The organism is Amycolatopsis sp. NPDC026612 (genome assembly GCF_040638285.1).
GTDB lineage: Bacteria > Actinomycetota > Actinomycetes > Mycobacteriales > Pseudonocardiaceae > Amycolatopsis.
Genome location: NZ_JBEZYB010000012.1, coordinates 75144 through 96442, shown reverse-complemented (window position 1 = coordinate 96442; position 21299 = coordinate 75144). Strand labels below are relative to the sequence as shown.

The 21299-nt window shown below is 70.3% G+C and carries 20 protein-coding genes; 15 read left to right on the top strand and 5 right to left on the bottom strand.

Going from position 1 to position 21299, the window contains the following annotated elements; all coding sequences use genetic code 11:
- Nucleotides 1-38 precede the first annotated feature (38 nt).
- Complete coding sequence (locus AB0F15_RS14990; protein ID WP_360270167.1) at nt 39-1262, top strand: GAF domain-containing SpoIIE family protein phosphatase; 1224 nt, start codon at nt 39-41, stop codon at nt 1260-1262.
- A gap of 20 nt (nt 1263-1282) precedes the next feature.
- On the opposite strand, the gene AB0F15_RS14985 is transcribed toward AB0F15_RS14990, so the two are convergent.
- Nucleotides 1283-1666 carry an STAS domain-containing protein gene (locus tag AB0F15_RS14985; RefSeq protein ID WP_360270166.1) on the bottom strand — a complete coding sequence of 128 codons (384 nt, stop codon included), beginning with the start codon at nt 1664-1666 and terminating at the stop codon, nt 1283-1285.
- A gap of 168 nt (nt 1667-1834) precedes the next feature.
- On the opposite strand from AB0F15_RS14985, the gene AB0F15_RS14980 reads away from it, so the two are divergent.
- The 6 genes from AB0F15_RS14980 (at nt 1835) to AB0F15_RS14955 (ending at nt 9700) form a co-directional block, all read left to right on the top strand.
- Nucleotides 1835-2218, top strand: a complete 384-nt coding sequence (locus AB0F15_RS14980) for an STAS domain-containing protein (protein ID WP_360270165.1) — start codon at nt 1835-1837, stop codon at nt 2216-2218.
- Nucleotides 2218-3795 carry a GAF domain-containing SpoIIE family protein phosphatase gene (locus tag AB0F15_RS14975; RefSeq protein ID WP_360270163.1) on the top strand — a complete coding sequence of 526 codons (1578 nt, stop codon included), beginning with the start codon at nt 2218-2220 and terminating at the stop codon, nt 3793-3795. Before AB0F15_RS14980 ends, AB0F15_RS14975 begins: the two co-directional genes overlap by 1 nt.
- Nucleotides 3792-4223 (top strand): ATP-binding protein, encoded by a 432-nt coding sequence (locus tag AB0F15_RS14970; RefSeq protein ID WP_360270162.1) that lies wholly within the window; start codon nt 3792-3794, stop codon nt 4221-4223. Before AB0F15_RS14975 ends, AB0F15_RS14970 begins: the two co-directional genes overlap by 4 nt.
- A 119-nt stretch (nt 4224-4342) precedes the next feature.
- A complete protein-coding gene (locus AB0F15_RS14965; RefSeq protein WP_360270160.1) occupies nt 4343-8422 on the top strand; it encodes a SpoIIE family protein phosphatase in 4080 nt (1359 codons plus the stop codon).
- Nucleotides 8419-8721 carry an STAS domain-containing protein gene (locus AB0F15_RS14960; protein ID WP_360270158.1) on the top strand — a complete coding sequence of 101 codons (303 nt, stop codon included), beginning with the start codon at nt 8419-8421 and terminating at the stop codon, nt 8719-8721. Before AB0F15_RS14965 ends, AB0F15_RS14960 begins: the two co-directional genes overlap by 4 nt.
- Nucleotides 8722-8965: 244 nt before the next feature.
- Nucleotides 8966-9700 (top strand): GAF and ANTAR domain-containing protein, encoded by a 735-nt coding sequence (locus AB0F15_RS14955; protein ID WP_360270156.1) that lies wholly within the window; start codon nt 8966-8968, stop codon nt 9698-9700.
- 4 nt (nt 9701-9704) lie between these two features.
- Here AB0F15_RS14955 and AB0F15_RS14950 read toward each other — a convergent pair whose 3' ends face one another.
- Nucleotides 9705-10115, bottom strand: coding sequence for an ATP-binding protein (locus tag AB0F15_RS14950; RefSeq protein ID WP_360270154.1), 411 nt, complete (start codon nt 10113-10115; stop codon nt 9705-9707).
- Nucleotides 10116-10241: 126 nt separating this feature from the next.
- On the opposite strand from AB0F15_RS14950, the gene AB0F15_RS14945 reads away from it, so the two are divergent.
- The 4 genes from AB0F15_RS14945 to AB0F15_RS14930 all read left to right on the top strand — a co-directional run bounded on the left by AB0F15_RS14945 (nt 10242) and on the right by AB0F15_RS14930 (nt 15693).
- Nucleotides 10242-13517, top strand: a complete 3276-nt coding sequence (locus AB0F15_RS14945; protein ID WP_360270152.1) for a glucodextranase DOMON-like domain-containing protein — start codon at nt 10242-10244, stop codon at nt 13515-13517.
- Nucleotides 13518-13530: 13 nt separating this feature from the next.
- Nucleotides 13531-14097 carry a DinB family protein gene (locus tag AB0F15_RS14940; protein ID WP_360270150.1) on the top strand — a complete coding sequence of 189 codons (567 nt, stop codon included), beginning with the start codon at nt 13531-13533 and terminating at the stop codon, nt 14095-14097.
- Between the two features lie 79 nt (nt 14098-14176).
- The gene (locus tag AB0F15_RS14935; protein WP_360270148.1) at nt 14177-14800 is read left to right on the top strand and encodes a TetR/AcrR family transcriptional regulator; all 624 of its coding nucleotides are present in this window, start codon (nt 14177-14179) and stop codon (nt 14798-14800) included.
- Between the two features lie 62 nt (nt 14801-14862).
- Nucleotides 14863-15693, top strand: a complete 831-nt coding sequence (locus tag AB0F15_RS14930; protein WP_360270146.1) for an alpha/beta hydrolase — start codon at nt 14863-14865, stop codon at nt 15691-15693.
- On the opposite strand, the gene AB0F15_RS14925 is transcribed toward AB0F15_RS14930, so the two are convergent.
- Nucleotides 15680-16051, bottom strand: a complete 372-nt coding sequence (locus tag AB0F15_RS14925) for a DUF742 domain-containing protein (RefSeq protein ID WP_360270145.1) — start codon at nt 16049-16051, stop codon at nt 15680-15682. The two genes, AB0F15_RS14930 and AB0F15_RS14925, sit on opposite strands and share 14 nt — an antisense overlap.
- 330 nt (nt 16052-16381) lie before the next feature.
- Between AB0F15_RS14925 and AB0F15_RS14920 the strand changes: the two genes are divergently transcribed.
- Nucleotides 16382-16849 carry a S1 RNA-binding domain-containing protein gene (locus AB0F15_RS14920; RefSeq protein WP_360270143.1) on the top strand — a complete coding sequence of 156 codons (468 nt, stop codon included), beginning with the start codon at nt 16382-16384 and terminating at the stop codon, nt 16847-16849.
- Between the two features lie 680 nt (nt 16850-17529).
- Nucleotides 17530-18648: a toll/interleukin-1 receptor domain-containing protein gene (locus tag AB0F15_RS14915; protein ID WP_360270266.1), complete on the top strand. Its 1119-nt coding sequence runs from the start codon at nt 17530-17532 to the stop codon at nt 18646-18648.
- A 200-nt stretch (nt 18649-18848) separates the two neighbouring features.
- On the opposite strand, the gene AB0F15_RS14910 is transcribed toward AB0F15_RS14915, so the two are convergent.
- Together AB0F15_RS14910 and AB0F15_RS14905 are read right to left on the bottom strand one after the other, a co-directional pair.
- Nucleotides 18849-19319: an NUDIX domain-containing protein gene (locus AB0F15_RS14910; RefSeq protein WP_360270141.1), complete on the bottom strand. Its 471-nt coding sequence runs from the start codon at nt 19317-19319 to the stop codon at nt 18849-18851.
- Between the two features lie 102 nt (nt 19320-19421).
- Nucleotides 19422-20165 (bottom strand): XRE family transcriptional regulator, encoded by a 744-nt coding sequence (locus AB0F15_RS14905; protein WP_360270139.1) that lies wholly within the window; start codon nt 20163-20165, stop codon nt 19422-19424.
- 248 nt (nt 20166-20413) lie between these two features.
- Between AB0F15_RS14905 and AB0F15_RS14900 the strand changes: the two genes are divergently transcribed.
- Entirely contained in the window at nt 20414-20647 is a 234-nt protein-coding gene (locus tag AB0F15_RS14900; RefSeq protein WP_360270137.1) for a hypothetical protein, read from the top strand.
- A gap of 24 nt (nt 20648-20671) precedes the next feature.
- The gene (locus AB0F15_RS14895; RefSeq protein WP_360270135.1) at nt 20672-21127 is read left to right on the top strand and encodes a hypothetical protein; all 456 of its coding nucleotides are present in this window, start codon (nt 20672-20674) and stop codon (nt 21125-21127) included.
- Nucleotides 21128-21299: the final 172 nt, after the last annotated feature.

Below are 21299 nucleotides of genomic sequence, written 5' to 3'. Positions count from 1 at the left end.
GTTAGGCAGGCAAAGGAGTTGCGGGCTAGGGTCGATCCATGTCGCGAAGCCTCGACGCCCACGACCGGCTGCAGCAGCTGGAAAAGATCATCGGTACCCCGGCCGAACACCTCGGCCTGACCGAGCTGCTCACCGAGACGTTGCGGCGCCTGCGCGAGGCCATGGGAGTCGACACCGCGACCGTGCTGCGGTACCAGGCCAACGGCCGTCAGCTCGTGGCCTTCGCGGCGGCCGGCATCGAAGAGGAAGTCCACCAGGGCGTGCAGGTCCCGATGGGCAGCGGGTTCGCCGGCCGGGTCGCGCTCGAACGAGCCCCCGTCATCCTCGACCACGTCGACGAATCCACCGTCGTGAATTCCCTGCTGTGGGAACGCGGGCTGCGCTCCATGCTGGGCGTGCCCATGATCGCCGGGAACGAGCTCGTCGGCGTGCTGCACATCGGCTCCGTGACGACCAGGCAGTTCGGCGAGCCCGAAGTGGCCACGATGCAGCTGCTCGCCGACCGCCTGGCCATGGCGGTCCAGGTGGAGGCGCTGGAGGAGAACCGCACCGCCACGATGGCGCTGCAGCGCAGCCTGCTGCCCAGCAGCCTCCCCGAGGTGCCCGGCCTGGCCTTCGGCGCCCGGTACGTGCCCGGTGCGGAGACCGGGCTCGGTGGCGACTGGTACGACCTGTTCGCCCTGCCGGGCGACCGGCTCGGCGTGGTGATGGGCGATGTCTCCGGCCACGGCCTCGACGCGGCCGTGATCATGGGACGGCTGCGCAGTGCCCTGCGCGCCTACGCCCTCGACTGCGAAAGCCCCGCCGAGGTGCTCGCCAAGCTCGACCGCAAGGCCAACCACTTCGAGCACGGCGCGATGGCGACGGTGGCCTACGGGATCATCGGCCCGAGCCGCGAGGCGCTGACGCTGTCCCTCGCGGGGCACCTGCCCCCGGTGCTCGCCCTGCCCGGCGAGGCGGGCCGGCTGGTGGACGCGCCCCCGGATCCCCCGATCGGGCTGACCATCGGCGTGCCCGAACGACGCACCACCGTGGTCGGCCTGCCGCCGGAGGGGGTGCTCGTGTTCTACACCGACGGCCTGGTCGAGCGGCGGGACCAGCCGGTGGACGTCGGCATGGACCTGCTGGCGGCGACGGTGCGCGCCGGGGAGCCCGAGCGCGTGTGCGCGCAGACCATGGCCGCGATGATCGGCAGCCGGGCGGCCCAGGACGACGTCGCCCTGCTGGCCATCCAGCGCCGGAGCGTCCCGGCCGGCGGCTGAGGCGGCCGGGACGGCACGGGTCAGGAAGCGGCCAGCGCCGCATCCCGGGTCGGGAACAGCGAAAGGCTCTCCTCGAGCCCGGTCAGCTGGATCGGGCGCAGGGTGGCCCGGCCGGCCGCGACGATCCGCACGGCGGTGCCGGCTCCGGCGTTGCGGTGGATCGTCAGCAACGCGGTCAGGCCCGGTGAGGCGAGGAACTCGACGCGGCTCAGGTCGACCACCAGCACCGGCGGCTGCTCCGCCAGCGCTTCGTCCGCGGCGCGCACCAGAGCCGGTGCGGTGGTCGTGTCCACGTCTCCGGCGACTTCGACGACGACCGCCTCCTCCTGCTGGACCCGGCCGATCCGGAATTCCCCGAACGGCAGAGCTGTGGTCGAGCTGTCGGTTCGGGTGTGCTCGGTCATGGCGATTCTCCCGCCTTCGGCAAGCACCGCCGGAACGTCCGGCGGGCACGCGTGATCACGAAGGCTGTCTGCTCAACCGCTGTCAATCATGCCTGCCCGGGCGGCTCGCCGCCGTGTCAGCACGCCCTCTGCTTTCGGCGGCGCCTGCGAGCAGGCAGGATGGACCTCATGCACGAAAGGGACGTGACCTGGGACTCATCCCGCGGCGAGGCCGCCGGGTCCGCGGGCTCGGTGGCGCTGGAGAACCGGGACGGCACGGCGGTGTTGCGCGTCGACGGCGCCCTCGATCTCGCGCTCGCCCCGAAACTGCGCCGGTTGGCCGAGCGTGCGGCGCAGTTGCAGCCCACGATGCTCGTCATCGACCTCACCGGCGTCACCTTCCTGGCCTCGGCGGGCATGGCCGAACTCATCCGGGCCCACCGCGGGCCCACCGCTTCCGCGCCGCTGCGGGTGGTGGCCAGCGGCCGGATCACCCTGCGCCCGCTGGAACTGACCCGGCTGGCCGACGAACTGGCCATCTACCCGTCGCTGTCCGACGCGCTGGTCCCCTGATGCCGTCCGGGCCGGAGTTCGACGCGGTGCTCGACGCCGTCCGCCGGACCTTCGTCGACGGCGACAGCGCCCCGGCGGCCACCGCGGTCCGCCCGCTTGAGCCGGCGGAAGCGCGGGCGGTCCTCGGCGACCACGTCGCGATCGCCGTGACCGACCGCACGGTCCTCGCGGACCTGGTGCCGGGCCAGGACATCACCCGCGCGATCGCCATCGCCGGCGGCGAACACGGCGCATTGGTCTACACGACCCGGGAGACCGGCGAGCTGCCCTCGGCCATCGCCGGCGCCATCGAGGCCGCCACCGCGAACCTGGCCCGCACCGTCCGGCAGTTGCAGGGCGAAGCCGCGCTCCTCGACGCGCTGCACGCCATCGGCCGCGAACTGACCGCGCAGCTCGACATCGACCGGATCGTGCAGGACGCGACCGACGCGGCCACGAAAGCGACCGGAGCCGGCTTCGGCGCGTTCTTCTACAACCTGATCGACGAGTTCGGCGAGTCGTACACGCTGTACACGATTTCGGGCGTGCCGAGAGAGGCGTTCGCCCGGTTCCCGATGCCGCGCAACACCGAAGTGTTCGCGCCGACCTTCGACGGCGCCGGGACCGTCCGCAGCCCCGACATCACGAAGGACCCGCGCTTCGGGAAGAACGCGCCCCACCACGGGATGCCCGAGGGGCACCTGCCGGTGTGCAGCTACCTGGCCGTCTCGGTGCTCAGCCCGACCTCCGGGGAGGTGCTCGGCGGGTTCTTCTTCGGCCACCCCGAGCCGGACCGGTTCACCCCGCGCCACGCCTACCTCGCCGAGGGCATCGCCGGCTACACGGCCATCGCGCTGGACAACGCCCGGCTCTACGACCGCGAGCGCAGCCTCGCCACGGAACTGTCCCGCAGCATGCTGCCGGTCGCCCCGCCCACCCCGGGCCTCGACGTGTTCACCCGCTACCTGCCCGCGGCCACCGGGAGCAAGGTCGGCGGCGACTGGTTCGACGTGATCCGGCTGCCCTCGGACGCCACCGCGTTCGTCATCGGCGACGTCGCCGGCCACGGAGTCACCGCCGCGACGGTGATGGGCCAGGTCCGGACGGCCATCCGCAGTTACGCCCTGCTGGAGCTGCCCCCGTCGGAGGTCCTGCGCAACGTCTCCGAACTGACGGTCGGGCTGTTCGGCGAAAGCTTCGTGACGTGCTTCTACGCGGTTCACCGGCCGGCCGACGGCACGCTGGTCTACGCGAACGCCGGCCACCTGCCGGCGATCCTGGTCCGCCCGGGCGAGGCGCCCGAGCAGATCGGCGAGGCACTGGCGCAGCCGCTGGGCGTCGGCTCGAAGTTCCCGCAGCGCACCGCCGGATTCCCGCCCGGCGCCGATCTGATCCTCTACACCGACGGTTTGGTCGAAAGCCGCACTCGAGACCTGACTCTGGGCATCGAATGGCTGCTGGCGGGTATCCCGGGTGTGCTGACCGCGGCCGATCTCGGCAAGGCGTGGGACAAGCTCGTCGACGACCTGACGCGCGGCCGGCACGACGACGACATCGCCGTCATCCACGTGCACCACCGCGGAGAGGACGCTTCATGACGGACCCCCTCCCCCCGGGCGCGCCCGCCACCCCCGTGACGTTCCACCAGCGCACGGCCGCGGTGGCCGACCGGCTGCCGCGGCTGCGTGCGGCACTGGGCCGGTGGCTGGCCACGCTCCCCCTGAGCTCAGAACGGCGTGAAGACATCGTCCTCGCCGGCTACGAAGCGATGGCCAACGCCGCCGAGCACGCCTATCCCGCGGGAGAACCGGGCCCGGTCGACGTCCGGGCCGAAGCGCTGTCCGGGCGGCTGACCGTGACGGTCACCGACTACGGCACCTGGCGGCCGCCGTCGGCGACGAACGGGCTGCGGGGCCGCGGCCTGCTGCTCATCGACAGCATCGCCGACCACAGCGCCCAGGTGCACCGCGACGACGGCACGACGGTCACCATGACGTGGCTGACCGGCGAAGCCGCGCTGGACTGACTCCGACGGCAGACCGACGACCCGGTGGTCCGCTCACCCGCGCGCGTGAAGTCCGTACGTCCGGCAGACCGCTCCACGGCCTAGTACGCTCGGGCCGGGCCGCGTGAACCTGGAGTGTGATGAGCGTCGGGGAAGAGGCCGGCCACCGCGCCGTGTTTCCCGGGACCAGCCGGATGGCCGCCCGGATGCGGGACTTCGACTGGGCGTCGTCCTCGCTCGGCGAACCACGGGACTGGCCGCCGAGCCTGACGACGGCGATCCGGATCTGCCTGACCTCCCGCTTCCCCATGATCGTCTGGTGGGGACCGCAGCTGCGGTTCCTCTACAACGACGCGTACCTGCCGCTGCTGGGCACCAAGCACCCCGCGCTGGACAAACCGGGTGCCGAGGTCTGGGGCGAGATCTGGCACATCATCGGCCCGATGCTCGACGGCGTGATGGCCACCGGCGAGGCGACCTGGTCGGAGGACCTGCTGCTGCCGATGAACCGGCACGGGTACTGGGAAGAGACGTACTGGACGTACTCCTACAGCCCGGTGCACGACGACGAGGGCGTCGTGCGGGCGGTGTTCACCGCGGTCACCGACACGACCGAGCGCGTGATCGGCGAACGCCGGCTGGCGACGCTGCGCGAGCTCGGCGCCCGGGCCGACGTCGCCCGGACCGTGGCCGAGGCCTGCGAACTGGTCGCCGACGTGCTGGGGCGGGCGGGCGCCGACGTCCCCTACGCCGCCATCCACGTTCGTGACGGCGACGGCGAACTGGCGCTCGCGGCCGTCACCCCCGGCGGCGAAGGCGTGGGCGACGCGGCCGCCTGGCCGTTGCAGGAGGTGCTCGCCGACGGAGCCGCGCGGACGGTGTCCGGCGAGGCGTTCGGCGAGCTGCCCCGGGGCGGCTGGTCGACGCCGCCCACCGAGGTGCTGGTCCTGCCGCTGCCGGGCGACGCCGGGGACGCGGCCATCGGCGTCATCGTGCTGGCGGCGAGCGCGGGGCGCGCGCTCGACGAGTCCTACCGGACGTTCCTCGGGCTGGTCGCCCAGCAGACGACGGCGCTGGTCAACGGCGCGATCGCGTACCAGGCCCAGCAGCAGCGCGCCGAGGAGCTGGCCGCGCTGGACGCGGCGAAGACCACGTTCTTCGCCAACATCAGCCACGAGTTCCGCACCCCGCTCACCCTGATCCTGGGGCCCGCCGCGGAGCTGCGGGAAGCGCTCGCCGACGCCGGCGAGCGGGTGCGGGAAGAGGTCGAAGTCATCCACCGCAACGCGCTGCGGCTGGGACGGCTGGTGAACAACCTGCTCGACTTCTCCCGGATCGAGGCCGGCCGGATGCAGGCACGCTTCGAACCGGTGGACCTGGGCGCGTTCACGGCGGAACTGGCGAGCGTCTTCCGCGCCGCCGTCGAGCGGGCCGGGCTGGCCTTCGAAGTCGACTGCCGCCCGGCGGGCGAAGCGGTGCACGTCGATCGCGGGATGTGGGAGAAGGTCGTCTTCAACCTGCTGTCCAACGCGGTCAAGTACACCTTCGACGGCGCGATCCGGGTGACGAGCACGCTCGCCGACGGGCACGCCGTGGTCGCCGTGTCCGACACCGGGATCGGGATCGACGCCGCCGAGCTGCCGCGCCTGTTCGAGCGGTTCCACCGGATCCCGTCGGCGCGGGCGCGGTCGAACGAAGGCAGCGGGATCGGCCTGGCGCTGGTGCGCGAGCTCATCGGCATGCACGGCGGCAGCGTCGCCGTGGAGAGCACCCCGGGTGCCGGGACGACGTTCCGGGTCCGGGTGCCGCTGGGCACGCGGCACCTGCCCGCCGAACACGTCGTCGAGGAAGCCTCGACCGGGGGGTTCGCCGCGGAATCCGCGGAACCGTACGTGCAGGAAGCCCTGCGCTGGCTGCCGGACGGCGACCCGGACGGCCGGACGGCGCCCGCCGGGGCCGCGGGCGCCCGCGTGCTGGTCGCCGACGACAACGCCGACATGCGCGACTACCTCGTCCGGCTGTTGCGCGACGACTACGCGGTGACCGCGGTGCTCGACGGCGTCGAGGCGTTCGCCGCCGCGTGCGCCGAGCCGCCCGAGCTGATCATCAGCGACGTCATGATGCCGCGGCTGGACGGCCTGGGCCTGCTCGCCGAGCTGCGCGCCGACCCGCGGACCGCAGCCGTACCCGTGCTGCTGCTGTCCGCGAGGGCCGGCCAGGAGGCCGCCGTCGACGGGCTGGCCGCCGGGGCCGACGACTACCTCGTGAAGCCGTTCTCGGCGCGGGAACTGCTGGCCCGGGTCCGCACGACCGTGCAGCTGGCGAGACTGCGGACGCAGCACGCCCGGTGGCGGGCGGCGATGATCGAGTCGCTGCAGGAGGGCTTCTTCGTCTGCGACGCCGACGGGCGGGTCGTGGAGATGAACGCGGCGTTCACCGAGCTGCTGGGCTTCGGCACCGGCGGCCTGCCCTACGACCCGCCGTTCCCGTGGTGGCCGGACGAGGCCACCGAACCCGGCGCGCACCGCCAGGTCTCCGAGGCCTTCGCCCGCGCGTGGGACGAGCCCGCCGGCAGCTTCGTGCTGCCGCTGCGGCACCGCGACGGGCACCGGGTGTGGGCCGCGATCGCCTACAACGAGCTGCACGACGACGAGGGCCGCCGCCGAGTGGTCGGCACGGTCCGCGACGTCACGACCGAGCGTTACGCCGTGCAGCGCGAAACCGCGCTCGCTTCGATGAACCAGCGCCTCGCCGGGATCAGCGGGGTCGCGGAGGTGCTCCGCGCCGGGCTGGACCTGCTGTGCGACCTGTGGGACGCCCAGCGCGTCCTCGCGGTGACCTGGCCGCGGGACGGCGAACCGGAACTCGCCTCCACCGATCCCCGCGACCGGCGCTGGGCGGACCTCGCCGCGTCGCTGCGCGAGACCCTCGTCCGCATCGGTTCGCTCCCGGCGTTGCACGCGACCCCGGCGGAGGGCGGCGCGGGCACCACCGTCGACCACCCCGGCGGCCGGCTGACGCTCTGGGTCGAGCCCGCGCCGGGCCTCCCCCTCGGCACCGAAGACCGGACGCTGCTGGCGTTGCTGGCCGGGACGCTCGCGCACGCCCTGCGCCGCGCCCACCGCGACGACCGGCAGCGGGAGGTCGCCCTCGCCCTCCAGCGCTCGATCCTCGGCCCCGCCCGGCTCCCCGACGGCTTCGCGGTGCGCTACGAGCCCGCGAACCCGCCCCTGGAGGTCGGCGGCGACTGGTACGACGTCATCGCACTGGCCGACGACCGGATCGGCATCGTCGTCGGCGACTGCGTCGGCCGGGGCCTCGCGGCGGCCGCGGTGATGGGCCAGCTGCGCAGCGCCTGCCGTGCGCTGCTGCTGGAGGCCAGCAGCCCGGCGCACACGCTCACCGCGCTCGACCGCTTCGCCGGGCGGCTGCCGGGCGCCCTGTGCACCACCGTCTTCTGCGGCGTCCTCGACCCCGTGACCGGCACGCTCACCTACAGCAGTGCCGGGCACCCGCCCGCCACCCTCGTGCACCGCGACGGCACGGCGCAGTTCCTGGACGAGGGCGGCAGCGTGCCGCTCGCCGTCCGCGTACCGGCGGCCCGTCCGGAAGCCACGGCGGTCGTGCCGATCGGCTCGCTGCTGATGCTCTACACCGACGGCCTCGTGGAACGCCGCCACGAGTCGCTCGACGAGGGCATGGACCGGGCGACCACGGCCGCCCACGACACGGCGGACGACGAACTGGGCGCCTTGGCGGCCACCCTGATGGACCGGCTCCGCCCGGTGGACGGCTACGAGGACGACGTCGCGCTGCTGCTCTACCGCCGGTCAGTGCCCGCGCTGGACCTGGACTTCGCGGCCGATCCGGACCACCTCGCCTCGACCCGCCACTGGCTGCGCGCGTGGCTGGCCAACGCGGAGCTCGACCCGGACCTCGCCCAGGACGTGCTCGTCGCGGCGGGCGAGGCCTGCGCCAACGCCGTCGAGCACGCCTACCTCGGCGGCGCCGGGACGACCGCGCACCTGGCGGCCCGGCTCACCGGCGCGCACCTGGTCGTCACGGTGACCGACCGGGGCCGCTGGAAGCAGCCGCCGCCGGACAACCACGTGCTGCGCGGCCGCGGCGTGCCGATGATGGAAGCGCTGGCCGACGCGGTCACCTTCCGGCACGACGCCACCGGGACCACCGTCACGCTGGAATGGAGGATCGGTTCGTGACGACGGCACTCACGCTGGTCAGCGGCCTGGGCGACGACGGCGACCGGGTCCTGACCGTCACGGGTGAGATCGACATGAGCAACGCCGCGGAGTTCGGGGCCGCGCTGGACCGCGAGCTGGCGCGGGGAACCGCCGTCACCGTGGACCTCACCGGGGTGACCTACCTCGACAGCGCCGGCGTCGCGGTCCTGTTCGACCGGGCCGGCGAGCACGACGTGCGGCTGGCGGCGCCGCGGCTGCTCGACCGCGTGTTGCGGGTGTCGGGGCTCACGCAGGTTGTGAAGGTCATGATCCGCTGACGGTTGACCGCCGGTCCACGGGGTAAGCGGGCGGCAGCGACGGCCGTGGGGTGGGTTGTGCTGCGCCCGTCGCGAGGTGGCCCCGGCGCCCAACCCACGACGTTCAGCAGCGAGCGCCGGGCCGGAGCCACCGCCCCCTCTTCCCGGTGTTGCGGAGAACGCACCGACCGCGGGTAAGGTTTTGCCGTTCCGTTGAAGCAGCAGCGGTACGTCTGCCGCAGCGTCCGGGACGGAGATGACCTGAGTGACCGGTGAGCCGATCCTGTCCGAGCACCTCGACGAGCTGACCGCCGCCATGGCGGACCTCACCGGTGCGCTGGAGACCGAACCCGCCGAAGCCGAGATCCTCGAGGCCGTCTGCGCCGAGGCCGTTCGCGCCATCCCCGGCGCCGACATGGCCAGCATCACCTCGATCGGGGACGACGAGCCGACGACCGCGGCCTTCACCGACGAGCGCGCCGTCGAGATCGACCGGGCCCAGTACGCGGCCGGCGCGGGTCCATGCCTGGAAGCCGCGGAGAGCGGCGAAATCGTCCGGGTGCCGCTCGCCACGGCGGGGACGAGGTGGCCGGAGTTCACCGCACGCGCCCACGAACTCGGGGTGGGCAGCTACCTCGCGGCGCCGCTGCGCGTCGACGAACACCTTTCCGGGGCGCTGAACCTCTTCGGCTACGGCGACCACGGCTTCGCGGAGACCGATTCGCAGCTGCTGCACCTGTTCACCACGGTCGTCTCGTTCGGGCTGCGCACGACGCGGCGCTACCACAGGGCCCGGCAGCGGGCCGCCGGGCTCGAAGCGGCGATGCAGTCGCGGGCGGTGATCGAGCAGGCCAAAGGCATCCTGATGGCCGTGCACCGGATCAGCGCCGACGACGCCATGAAGCGGCTCGTCGCGGAATCCCAGCACACCAACGTGAAGCTCCGGGACGTCGCGACCCGGTTCGTCGAAGAACTGTCCTCGGCCGGCTCCCCCGGCTGAGTGGTCAGGCGCTGTGGCGAGCCGGGAACGGCCAGGTGAGCGTGATGACGGTGCCACCGTCGGTCGTGCGGAGGTCGAGCCCGTCGACGAGGGCCTGGATCAGGCGCAGGCCGCGGCCGCCGTCCGTGCGCTCCGCCGGCGTCTCCCACCGGCCCTGGTCGGCGACGGTGACGATCAGCACGTCCTGATCGATCCGGGCGCGGACGTCGATCAGGCCCGGGCGGCCGTGGTACGCGTGGCCGAGCACGTTGGCCATCGCTTCCCAGCACGCCAGCACGACGTCGTCGGCCTGCCGCCCGACCTCCCGGCCGGCCCGCCGCCGCAACCAGGACACCAGGTGCCGGCGCAGGCTCGGCAACGTCCGTGGCGAAATCGTGCCGCGGTACCGCCATCCGTCCGATCCCAGGTCTTCCACGCGTTCACCTCCTTGGGGGATATCCGGTTTGCTACCCACCGGTTCCGATTCTCAATCACCCGTGATGACCTGCCCTCCTGCGTTCGGACCTGGTGCGCCCCCGGGTGGGCGTGGTCGGATGGGCGGATGATTCGGTCGACGTCGTCCGTGGTGCTGTGCGCGGTGCTGGCCGCGACCCTCCTGCCCGCTGTATCCACCACAGCCGAGGCGGCCACCGCGGCGCCCGGGCCGGGCGCCGTCTCGCACTTCGGCCTGGCCCGCAAGGACTGCCTCGGCACCGCGCGGAACACGGCGAGCAAGGCGTGGTTCACGGTGGCCGGCGGCGTGCTGTCCGACGTCTACGCGCCGGTGATCGACAACACGAACGTCGAGACGCTGCAGTTCGCCGTGACCGATGGGCGCAGCTTCACCGATCTGCAGGCCCGCGACATGACCTACACGGTCCGCACGAGCGCGGGCGGGATGGCGTGTGAGGTGACGTCGACCGCGCGCAGCGGGCGGTACCGGCTGGTCACCGAGTACCTGGCCGACCCGGCGCGGACCGGGGTGCTGATCCGCACCCGGCTGGAACCGCTGCGGGACTCCGGGCGGGACCTGCAGGTCTACGTGCGGTTCGACGCGAGCGTCAACGGCAACGGCGGGGGCGGCCCGGCCAACGGCGGCGGCGACACCGCCACGGTCGACGCGGCCACGTCCGCGCTGGTCAGCGCCGACGCGAACACCGTTTCCAGCGCGCCGGCCCGCGACTACGGCACCCCGCTGGCCGCCGCGCTGCGCGCCGACCGCCCGTTCCTGACCACCGCGAGCGGGTTCGCCGGCACCGCGGGCGACGGGCTGGCGCAGCTCGACCGCGACCACCGGCTCACGGACACCACGCCGTCGGCGGTGAACGGCAACGTCGTCCAGACCGCGCGGCTGGACCTCCGGCCGCGCCGCCCGGCGGTGCTGGCGCTCGGGTTCGGCACCGACGCACGGGCCGCCGTCGCGACGGCCGGCGCGAGCCTGCGCACGCCGTTCGACCAGAGCTACCACCAGTACGCGCGCGAATGGCGTGACTACGACAACGGGCTGATCCCGGTGCGCGGCAAGGATTCCGACTCGTACTACCAGTCCGTCAACGTGCTCAAGGCCAGTGAGGACAAGACGTTCCCCGGCGCGGTCGTCGCTTCACTGGGCAGCCCGTGGGGACAGGCGGTCTCGGCGGGCGACGCACCCGGCGGCAAGCCCGTCTACTTCGGGTCCTACCGCGAGATCTTCGCCCGTGACCTCTACGAGAGCTTCTCGGGCCTGCTCGCCGCGGGTGATCGCGAAACGGCGCGGGCGAGCGTGCGCTGGCTCTTCGACCGCCAGCAGCAGCCGGACGGCCGGTTCCCGCGCAACTCGCTGCTCAACGGCAAGAAGGCGCCCGACTCCGGCGGCGACCAGCTCGACGAAAGCGCGTACCCGATCCTGATGGCGTTGCAGGCCGGGCTCGACCGCGACCGCACGCTGTACACCGCTCACATCCGCGTGGCCGCCGACTTCGTCGTCGCGCACGGGCCCGCGTTCGGTTCGGAACGCTGGGAGGAGCAGGGCGGCTACTCCCCCTCGACGATCGCCGCGGAGATCGCGGGGCTGGTCGCCGCCGGCGTGATCGCCGAGCGCAACGGCGACAGTGCGCGCGCGAACGTCTACCGCGCCACCGCCGACCACTTCCAGCGCAGCATCAAGCGCTGGACGGTGACGTCGAACGGGCCGTACGGCGGCCGGTACTTCCTGCGCCTGACCAAGAACGGCGACCCGAATTCGGAGTGGAACTACAACCTGGGCAACGGCTCGGTCGACGCCGACCAGCGCGCGATCGTCGACGCCGGCTTCCTCGAGCTGACCCGCCTCGGCGTGCTGCCCGCGAACGACCCGGAAGTCGCCGCCTCGCTCGGGGTCGTGGACCGCGTGATCAAGCGGGACACCCCCGCCGGGCCGGGCTGGTACCGCTACGGGACGTCGACACCGGGCAGCGAGGACGGCTACGGCGACTGCTACGAACCGGACCCGACGAACTGCGCCCCGACCGGCGCTCCCTGGCCGTCGACGAACACCGGGTCCGGGCACCTGTGGCCGGTGCTCGCCGGCGAACGCGGCGAGCAGGCCGTGCAGACCGGCGACCGGGCCGGTGCGGCCGCGTTGCTGCGCGCGATGCGGGCCCAGACCGGCGGCACCGGGCTGATCCCCGAGCAGATCTGGGAAAACCCGGCGCTGCCTGCGTCGCCGTACGGCGCGGACCCGAAGACGGCGTCGATCGGCTTCACCCCGGGTCAGTCCGTCGGCTCGGTGGCCCCGCTGAGCTGGGCGCAGTCGCAGTCGGTCCGGCTGGCCAGGGCCCTCGACGACGGACGGCTGCCCGAGCAGCCCGCCGACGTCCGCGCCCGGTACGTCTCGCACGCGCCGCCCGCGGCACTGGCGGTGACGCTCGACGCACCCGCGTCGGTGTCCACCGCGACCGCCCAGGTCACCGGCACCGCGCCCGCCGGCAGCCGCGTCGACCTCGCCGTCTCGGCCACCGACGCGGGCACGACTTCGGTGCTGTCCGTGCGGGCGTCCGCGGCGGGGACGTTCAGCGCGACCGTGCCGACGCCGCTCGGCGCGAACGTCGTCACGGCGGCCGCGACCGGCGCGGGGACCGGGTATGCGCAGAAGACGATCAGCTCGGACTTCGTCACCGGCACCGTGCTGCTCGACACCACGGACCCGGACGGCGACGACAACGGCCCCGGCACGTACACGTACCCGACGGCGGGCGACTTCCACGCGGGCGCGTTCGACCTGCAGCGGTTCCAGGTCATCGATTCCGGCACCAATCTGGTCTTCCGGGCGCAGATCCGCGACCTGTCGCCGACGTTCGGCTCCCCGCTGGGCGCCCAGCTGCTGACGATCTACGGGCACGACCCGGCCGCGACGGCGACATCGACCGCGGCGCCGTTCCCGAGCCGGGCGTACACGATCGCGCCGCAGGACGCGTGGAGCAGGCGCATCGAGGTCCAGGGCTTCGCCGAGCCGGCGCTCGTCGACGCTTCGGGCGCTTCGCTGGCCACGCCGTCCGTGCAGGCTTCGCAGGCGACGCGGTACATCACGGTCAGTGTGGCGAAGGCGGCCTTCGGGACGCCGGAGCCGGGCTGGACGTTCGCCGTGGTGCTCACCGGGCAGGACGGCAACTCCCCCGACCAGGCCCGGCCGTTCACGCCGACGGCGGGCCAGTACACCTTCGGCCTCTGCGCGGCCGGCGGGACGGTGCCGATCTGCGCCGTCGACCCGGCGACCGCGCCGAAGGCGCTGGACGTGCTGACGCCGTCCGGGGTGGACCAGAAGGCCGAGCTGGACCCGACCCCCGGTCCGGTTTCGGTGCGCGGGGTGCCCGTGGGCTGACAAGCTGGTCGCCATGATCGACGAATTCGCGAAGACCTACCTGCACGGCGACCTGCGCGAGATCCGCGAAGAGATGGTCGGCAAGCTCGACGGCCTCGGCGAGTACGACATCCGCCGTCCCCTGACCGCCACCGGCACCAACCTGCTCGGTTTCGTCAAGCACCTGACCCTGACCGAAGCAAGGTACTTCGGCGACATCTTCGGGCGCCCGTTCGCCGAGCCGATGCCCCGATGGGACGACCTCGAGGCGCGCGGCACGGACATGTGGGCGACCGAGCACGAGTCGCGTACGGAGATCGTCGAGCGCTACCGGCGGGTGTGGGCCCACTCCGACGCGACGATCACCGAGCTCGCCGTCGATGCGCCGGGGCACGTGCCTTGGTGGCCGCGCCCGGACGTGCTGCTGTTCAACGTCCTGGTCCACGTGCTCACCGAGACCAGCCGCCACGCCGGGCACGCCGACATCCTGCGTGAGCAGCTCGACGGCTCGCTCGCCACCGACAGCCACCGCGACGCGGCGTTCTGGGCCGCGCGGCGCGCGGAGGTCGAACGGGCGGCCCGAGCCGCCGCACCGTCCTGATCGGACGTCCACTGTGGACGCATAGGGCGCGGCGCTTCCGGTTTCGCCGGCCGCCGCCGCGCGTGCCAAGCTGTGCCCCGTGGACAACGCTACCGACGAACCGGCCCGGGCCGGGTACCGGCGATCGGCCGGCTCGCCGCGCGGCGAGGCCCGGCGCCGCGAACTGCTGGCGAAGATCACCGACGACGTCGCCGAGAACGGGCTCGTCGACTTCTCGCTGCGACGCGCCGCCCGGGCGGCCGGGACGACGCACAAGGTGCTGCTCTACCACTTCGAAGGCACCGAAGACCTGCTCCGCCAGGTGGTCTTCGCGCTGCGCGAACGGCGGATCGGCAACGCGCTGACGGCCGTCGCCACGGAGTCGCCGACGCTCACCGGCCGCGTCCGGGCGGCCTGGACCAGCCTCCGCGACGAGGAGACGCAGCTGCGGCGCGTCCTCGACCAGGCGATGGGCCTGGCGATGTACGACCCGGGCCGGTACGCGGCGCTCGGGCGGGGCGCGTCCCAGCAGTACCTGCCGACGCTGGTGTCGTTCTGCCCGGCACACTGGCCGGAGCGGCGCAAGCTCGAGGTCGCCGAAATGGTCCTCGCGACGCTGCGCGGCTTCCTCGTGGATCTGCTGACCAGCCCGGACAGCGAAGGTACGGCGGCCGGCTTCGCGGCGTTGCTGCGGGCGGTCGAACGGGAGGAAGCGGCTCCCTGAGCCTCGACAGTTTGCGAACCACATGGTTCACTTCAGCCCAGTGACTTCACCGGGAGGCTGGGATGCGGGTCGAACTGTCCGCGGGCACCATCGAGTACGCCGACACGGGCGGGCCGGGCCCGGTCGTCGTCTTCGTCCACGGCCTGCTGATGGACGGCTCCCTGTGGGACGGCCCGGTGGCGGACCTCGCCGGCCTCCGGTGCGTGGTCCCGACGCTGCCGCTGGGCGCCCACCGGCACCCGATGCGGGACGACGCCGATCTGTCACTGCCCGGCATCGCCCGGCTGCTCACGGAATTCCTGGAGCGGCTCGACCTCCGGGACGTCACGCTCGCCGGCGTCGACACGGGCGGCGCGCTGGTGCAGCTGCTCATGGCCGAGGGCGCCCCGCGGGTCAGCCGGGTGGTGCTCGCGTCGTGCGACGCGTTCGACAACTTCCCGCCCGGCCTCACCGGCAAAACGCTGTTCCTGATCGGGAAACTCTCGCCGCGCCTGTTCGGGGCGTTCATGCAGCAGATGCGGCTGCGCGCGGTGCGCCGCCTCCCGATCGCGTTCGGGTGGCTCACGAAGCGCGGCGACGCGGCCACGGTCCGCTGGCTGCGCCCGCTGCTGAGCCAGCCGGGGATCCGCCGCGACACGGTCCGCGTCCTGCGGGCGGCCGCCGCCGCGCCGGAAATCCTGCTGGAGACGGCGGAGCGACTGCCGGGCTTCGACCGGCCGGTGCTGGTGGTCTGGGCCGCCGAGGACCGCGTGATGCCACGCGAGCACGGCCGGCGGCTGGCCACCTTGCTGCCCAAGGGAAAGCTCGTCGAGGTGGCCGACAGCTACACGCTGCTGCCGCTGGACCAGCCGGCGGAGTTCGCCCGGCTGGTCCGGGAGTTCACAGCCGGCTGAGACCGTGCAGGATCCGCTTCATCAGGTCCATGCTCGGCCGGCTGCCCGAGCCCCGCTTCGCGGTGTGCACGGCGACGAGCCCGCGATCGGCGAGGTCGGAGAGCAGGACCCGCGCCACCCCGAGCGGAATCCGCCGCCGCGCGGCCACCTCGGCGACCGACTGCGAAGTGCGGCACAGCACGCAGATCTCGGACTCTTCCGCCGAGCTCCCCCGCGTCATGGCCCGCCCGCGCGCGGTGGTCGAGACGAGCGTCTCGACGGGAAGATCTCGCGTCGGCCGGGTCCGGCCATGGGTGCGGAAGTACGGACGAACGAGCCCCGTCGCCCCTCCATCGTCGAGAGCGGTCCCCCAGTACACAGCCAGCTCCTCACGGCGATTAATCCTTGTCGGCGATTATTCGACACCGTGATCGACTCCACCGCAATCGGCCGAACAGGCTAACGGACGGTAAACTGCAGGTCGGGACGGCGCCGCTCGGCGATACCACTGACCTGGCCCCGGGGCAGTACCGCTGGCCGGGCCACGATTATCAGATGTCTGACAACTCCACCGGCCCCGGCCCGGTTGCCCGCCTCCCGCGGAAGACTCGGAGCACGATCGGCGGGCAGTCCGAGCACCCGGAACTGTGGGCGTTCTTGTCATCACTGCACCCGGCGACGTGCTTCCCGGCACCGTCAACGGTTCGGCGTGTTCGTGGTGCTGGACGAGGGCCCCGATCACCCGTTCTACACCGGCGTCGGGTTCATCACCGGCCCCGAGCTGTCCTGGCGCCGGTTCGAAGCCCCCACCGACGTGGTCCAAGCCGGACAGCGCGTCACGTGCGAGTTCCTCCAGTTCGACATCTGGAACCTGGAGGCCCGGTTGTCGTTGCGAGCGACACAGCCGGATCCCTTCCAGACATTCGCCGAAGTCGCCGCCGTGGGTCACGAACTGCGGGGACTGGTCACCGCCTTGGTCCCGATCGGCGCTTTCGTCGAGGTCGCCCTCAGAATCGATGGGCTGATCCCGCTGCGGGAACTCGCTTGGACGCCGGTGGAAACGCCGTCGGAGGTCATCCAGGTCGGCGGCAGCGTGGCGGTCGTCATCACCAGCATCGACCGAGAACGACGGAGGCTCACACTGTCCCGGCGGCAAGCCTTGCCCGGACGTCCATAACGTCAGTTCAGAGGCGGATGGGCTTCTTGTTCATGAACTATCCGGGCGGTCAGCGGGCCTGGGGGCATTCTTGGGCGCACCGTCTCTGACCTGCTCTTTTGCGCCTGTTGGGTCCGGTTGCGTCCGAGCCCGTCTGGACGTCTGACGGCCTGTAGACGGCCTGGCTCCTCGCTGCCCGTGTGCTCGTCTGGCCTGGTGGCAGCCCTGCCCCGTCTTCCGCGTCCCCGCCGCTGTTAGCGCCGGAGGGCCGGTGTCAAGGGTGGGCGCTTGCGTCCATCGCGCAGCGACGCCGTAGGCGCCCTTGATGGCGGTCGGCCGGTGTTAAACGATCGCTGACGAGGGAGCGGTTCACCTGATCGTGGCGCCGAACGGCGTAACACTGATCGACTCGACGACGTCTCTGGCCGTATGAGGACGAGTGGATCAACCAACTCGCGGCGGCGCGCGTACGCGGTCGGCCCTCCGGCGGGCCGCCCGGCGGCCGGAGCGGAGCGGCAGGCCGTCCGTGTCGCACGAGGGCGAGCCCGCCGCGCGGGTGGTGACGTGCGCGCCGCCGTAGGTGGCGCGCCTTGATCCCATAGAGCCAAATTCGGCAGAGATGAGGATGACTGTCATTGAGTACCGATGAGAACAAGGATACCCCGCCGACTCGGCACGTAGTTGCCGGTAACGATGTTTCAGTGTTCGTCTCATATGCACATAAGGATGATGATTCTTCGTACGGCCGAGTGAAGAAGCTTGCCGAAGGGATAGCGGACACCTACGCAAGCCTGACCGGCCTGGAAGTCGGAATATTTTTTGACACAGAATCGATTCGCCTTGGCGAGAACTGGCGCGACAGGATTCGTGCTGGCCTAAATAACGCCACCGTGCTACTTGCCTTTATATCACCATCATACCTTCGAAGTCCTGCATGCCGAGAGGAACTGGCAAGCTTCTTTGCGTTCTTGCCTAGTCGCGAGGGCCGCAAGCTTGTAATCCCAATCCTCTTATTTCCTCAAGATCGGATTGACCGCCTCTTTCCCAATGATGAACAATGGTCTGACATTAAACAGCTGCAATGGAAAGACGCGTCTGATCTCCGCAGCGAGGAAGTCGGTTCTTCGTCATGGATGTTGATTGTCGGACAGATCTCCCAGCGAATCGAAGAAGCGCTTGACGAACAGTCAACTATCGATAGTTCAAGCACACTCATTGACACCGACACGGGTTTCAATACTGAAGATCCAGAATTAAGGGAAGGCACCCTTGAGGAGATAGCCAGAGCGGAGGAAGACCTGCCCCACGTGGGCACCCTGGTGAGGACCTACGGCGAGAAGATCAATCAGTTTAACGAGCTTATTTCGAATGCAACTGCATCCTTTGCAAGTGCGACGTCGTTTGGCCAACGACTTGCCGTAGCCAGAAGCCTAGCCAAGAAGCTTGAACCAGTTGTTGACGATTCGTTCAGGATTAGCGAAGAGCTACGTGAAGTAATTCAGGGAGTTGGACCAGGAATTATCTCCATAATTCGCATGATTGGTGCCAGCGGCGAAGCCGCCAACCCTGAAAATCGAGATGTTCTAGATTTTCTCAAAACTGTTCGCGAAATGGCAATGCAGTCGCTTGAGGCTACAGACACCACAGAGTCCATGATGACATCGATTGAAGGCGGGAAGGGATTCTCGAAGGACCTCGATAAAGTTTTGAGTCGCATGAATGCGGGACTGTTGATGTTTTACGAATCGCGGAGTCACTACAAGGGCTGGCTTGAAGAAGTGAATAGGATCTACCCCGATAATCAAGAGGGGTTACAGTAGCAACCCACTTGATGGTCACCCCGTCGCCTGGCGGCATCTCAATCAGGCCACATTGTGGCCGCCACCCTTCGCGCTCATCCGTCTGCCGAACTTGCGACGAGACGGGCTGGGCGTCGTGGTAAGCGGCGATTTGACGAGCCTGCCCGACGCAGAGTCGAGCACGAGCGAAAATGCACCCGACCAGTTGGGACATAGACGGGCTATGTGAAGTAGACAGCTGATCGGTTATCCATAGCGTGTTGAAGTCGCAACCGGATCGATTGGTGAATATTCAGGTTGGCCAGCCCTGAAGGCGCGACCCAGAAGACCTCCTTGCTCTCGCTGCTGGTGCGCAAGTCGCCTGCCGTTGCGTTGGCACGGAAGCAGATCGAGAACTCTTGACGGACCTCGCCGTCGTCGTAGGCAATGACGTGACCGGGGTTGGAATAGAGGCCTATGACACCGGTTATCTCGCACTCGACACCGGTCTCTTCGCGGACCTCACGTACCGCTGCCTGCGCCAGCGTCTCGCCGACCTCGAGTTGACCGCCGGGGATCGAGTACAGGTCGTTGTCCGTTCTCCGGATCATCAAAATCCGACCTTCGTCGTCTTGGATGTACGCAGACACCGCAACGGCGATACTGTTCGCTTTGGGGGCGCCCGGGTTGTTGTAGTAGTCGACGCGCGTCACGCTGTGGCCTCCTAGCTATTTGGGGCCTCAGGGCCAGTGCGATCATAGGGAAAACTTGCGGGTGTTCGATCGACGTCGGCCTGCCTGGTCACCATCGCTTCCTCAGAAGCTGGCCATCTTGGCGAGATTCCAGACTGACTCGAAGCTCTCTGAGTACGTCTCGAAGAGGTCCCCTGCAGAGAGCCGCCGAAGATGGAGCGACGGGGCGTGGGCTCCCTGGAACCCGTACACGTGCGTGTTGATGATCATCTCGTCGTCAAACCGGAAGATCGAGTTGTAGAGCGTCGTGTTGTGGAATCGCATCTCGACCCCATCGACGCCGACCAGCGGCCGATAAGACGCAAGGGCGTTGCGGATACGCGCCGCAAGCGTCCCGTCCCCAAGTTGCTCCTCCTCGCCGCGTAGCGCCACGCTGTCACCTTCCGGGTCCCCGAAGGCAAGTCTGATCTTCGCGCCGGCCGCTGCCTTGGCTGTCAGATCCTTGATGAACCGTGGGCGCTCGACCAGGAAGAGCGCGGCGTGCACCAGGACCTCAACGGTCTCCGACGCCTCCTTGATCAGCCGGTCCCATAGCTCGACCGGGATGGCGTTGCGGTGCGGGAAAACCCGCACGACTTCGGCGGCCGCCGTCTCGGCCTTGCGCTCCGGTGCGACCGAGTCCGGCCATAGGTAGGTCTCTGACTCGCGCGCCATCGCGGCGATCTTGTGCCGGTGCTTCGGGTACGGCAGGCGCCCCTTGGTGATCCAGCGTTCAACTGTCTTGTGGTCGACGCCGACGGCGTTGGCGACCTGTTCCAAGGTCAGACCGTTGCGCAGTAGCGCGTCACGCAGGCGTTCGTTCGGCATCAGCACCCCCTGGGACTTTTAGGGACGTCTTCGACCGTACCAGGGACGTCCCGAGATGTCCCGCCACGTGGTGATCATGTCCCGCCTTTTGCCGGAGATTGGAAGGCAGATTGCCGGGATCCGCCCGGCGACAGAGCCGAAAGGAAGGCAGGCATGACGACTCGAAGCGCGGGGTCCGTGCGCGACAGCCGGTCACGCGATGTGGGAACACGGGCGCTCTGCCGACTTGCGGCGTAGGCGCGACCGACATGCGCGACACGGTCCAGATCCACGTCACGGCAGACCTTCCCATCCGGGTGCGCGCCCTCGCCTACGCGAACCGAGCGGAAATCCGGTTCGGCAAGGCGTTCCCGGTAGTCCTGCTCGTGGATTCGGACGCCATCGCAGTGCTGAGCAGAGAACTCGAAGAGGTTCGAGCGGTCCTGAACTCAACAGCGGCACAAGTCGACAGTGGCGACGAGACGCCAGAAGTTACTGACTGAGAACGACATCTAGGGGCTAATGAAATGGCTATCACCAAGGGTTTCAGGTTCGAAATCGCGTTTGACCAGGCGTTTCCTCAGGGACTCGTCATGGTGGGAGAGATTACGGCGGACACGGAGTACCAGTCTCGCGAGGACTGGACGGCAGGCCGCCCGACTCGGCAGCGGGTGGACGAAGTGACCGGCAAGCGGCAGTGGAAGGCGACGGTGACCGACCCGGACGAGACGAAGGCGAAGCGGGCTTCGTTCGAGATCACGTTGCTGGCGGACGTCCAGCCGGTCCCGGCTACCTCGGAAGCACTGCCGGGTATGCGCCCGATCGAGCTGGACGGGCTGACGGCCGAGCCGAAGGTGGCGGGCCAGGGCGAGTTCAAGTACCAGTCCTATGCCTTCCGCGCGACGGGCTTCAAGGCGGCCGGGAGTGGTTCGAAGTCGGCGCGCTCCGCCACGGCTGGCGAAGCTGCGACCAAGGCGGCGTGAGCGGGATGAACGCGTCCGGTCCGGTTCGCGATGCTGCGGCGTTCAGCGAGCTGGTCCGGGCGTGGGAATCGGCGTACCGCGAGTACATGGCGGCGTGGGAGCACGGCTCGCGGGTCTTCTCGCCGACGTCGTCGCTCAACACGTCGAATGCGGCGCGGCGGGTGTCGCGGGC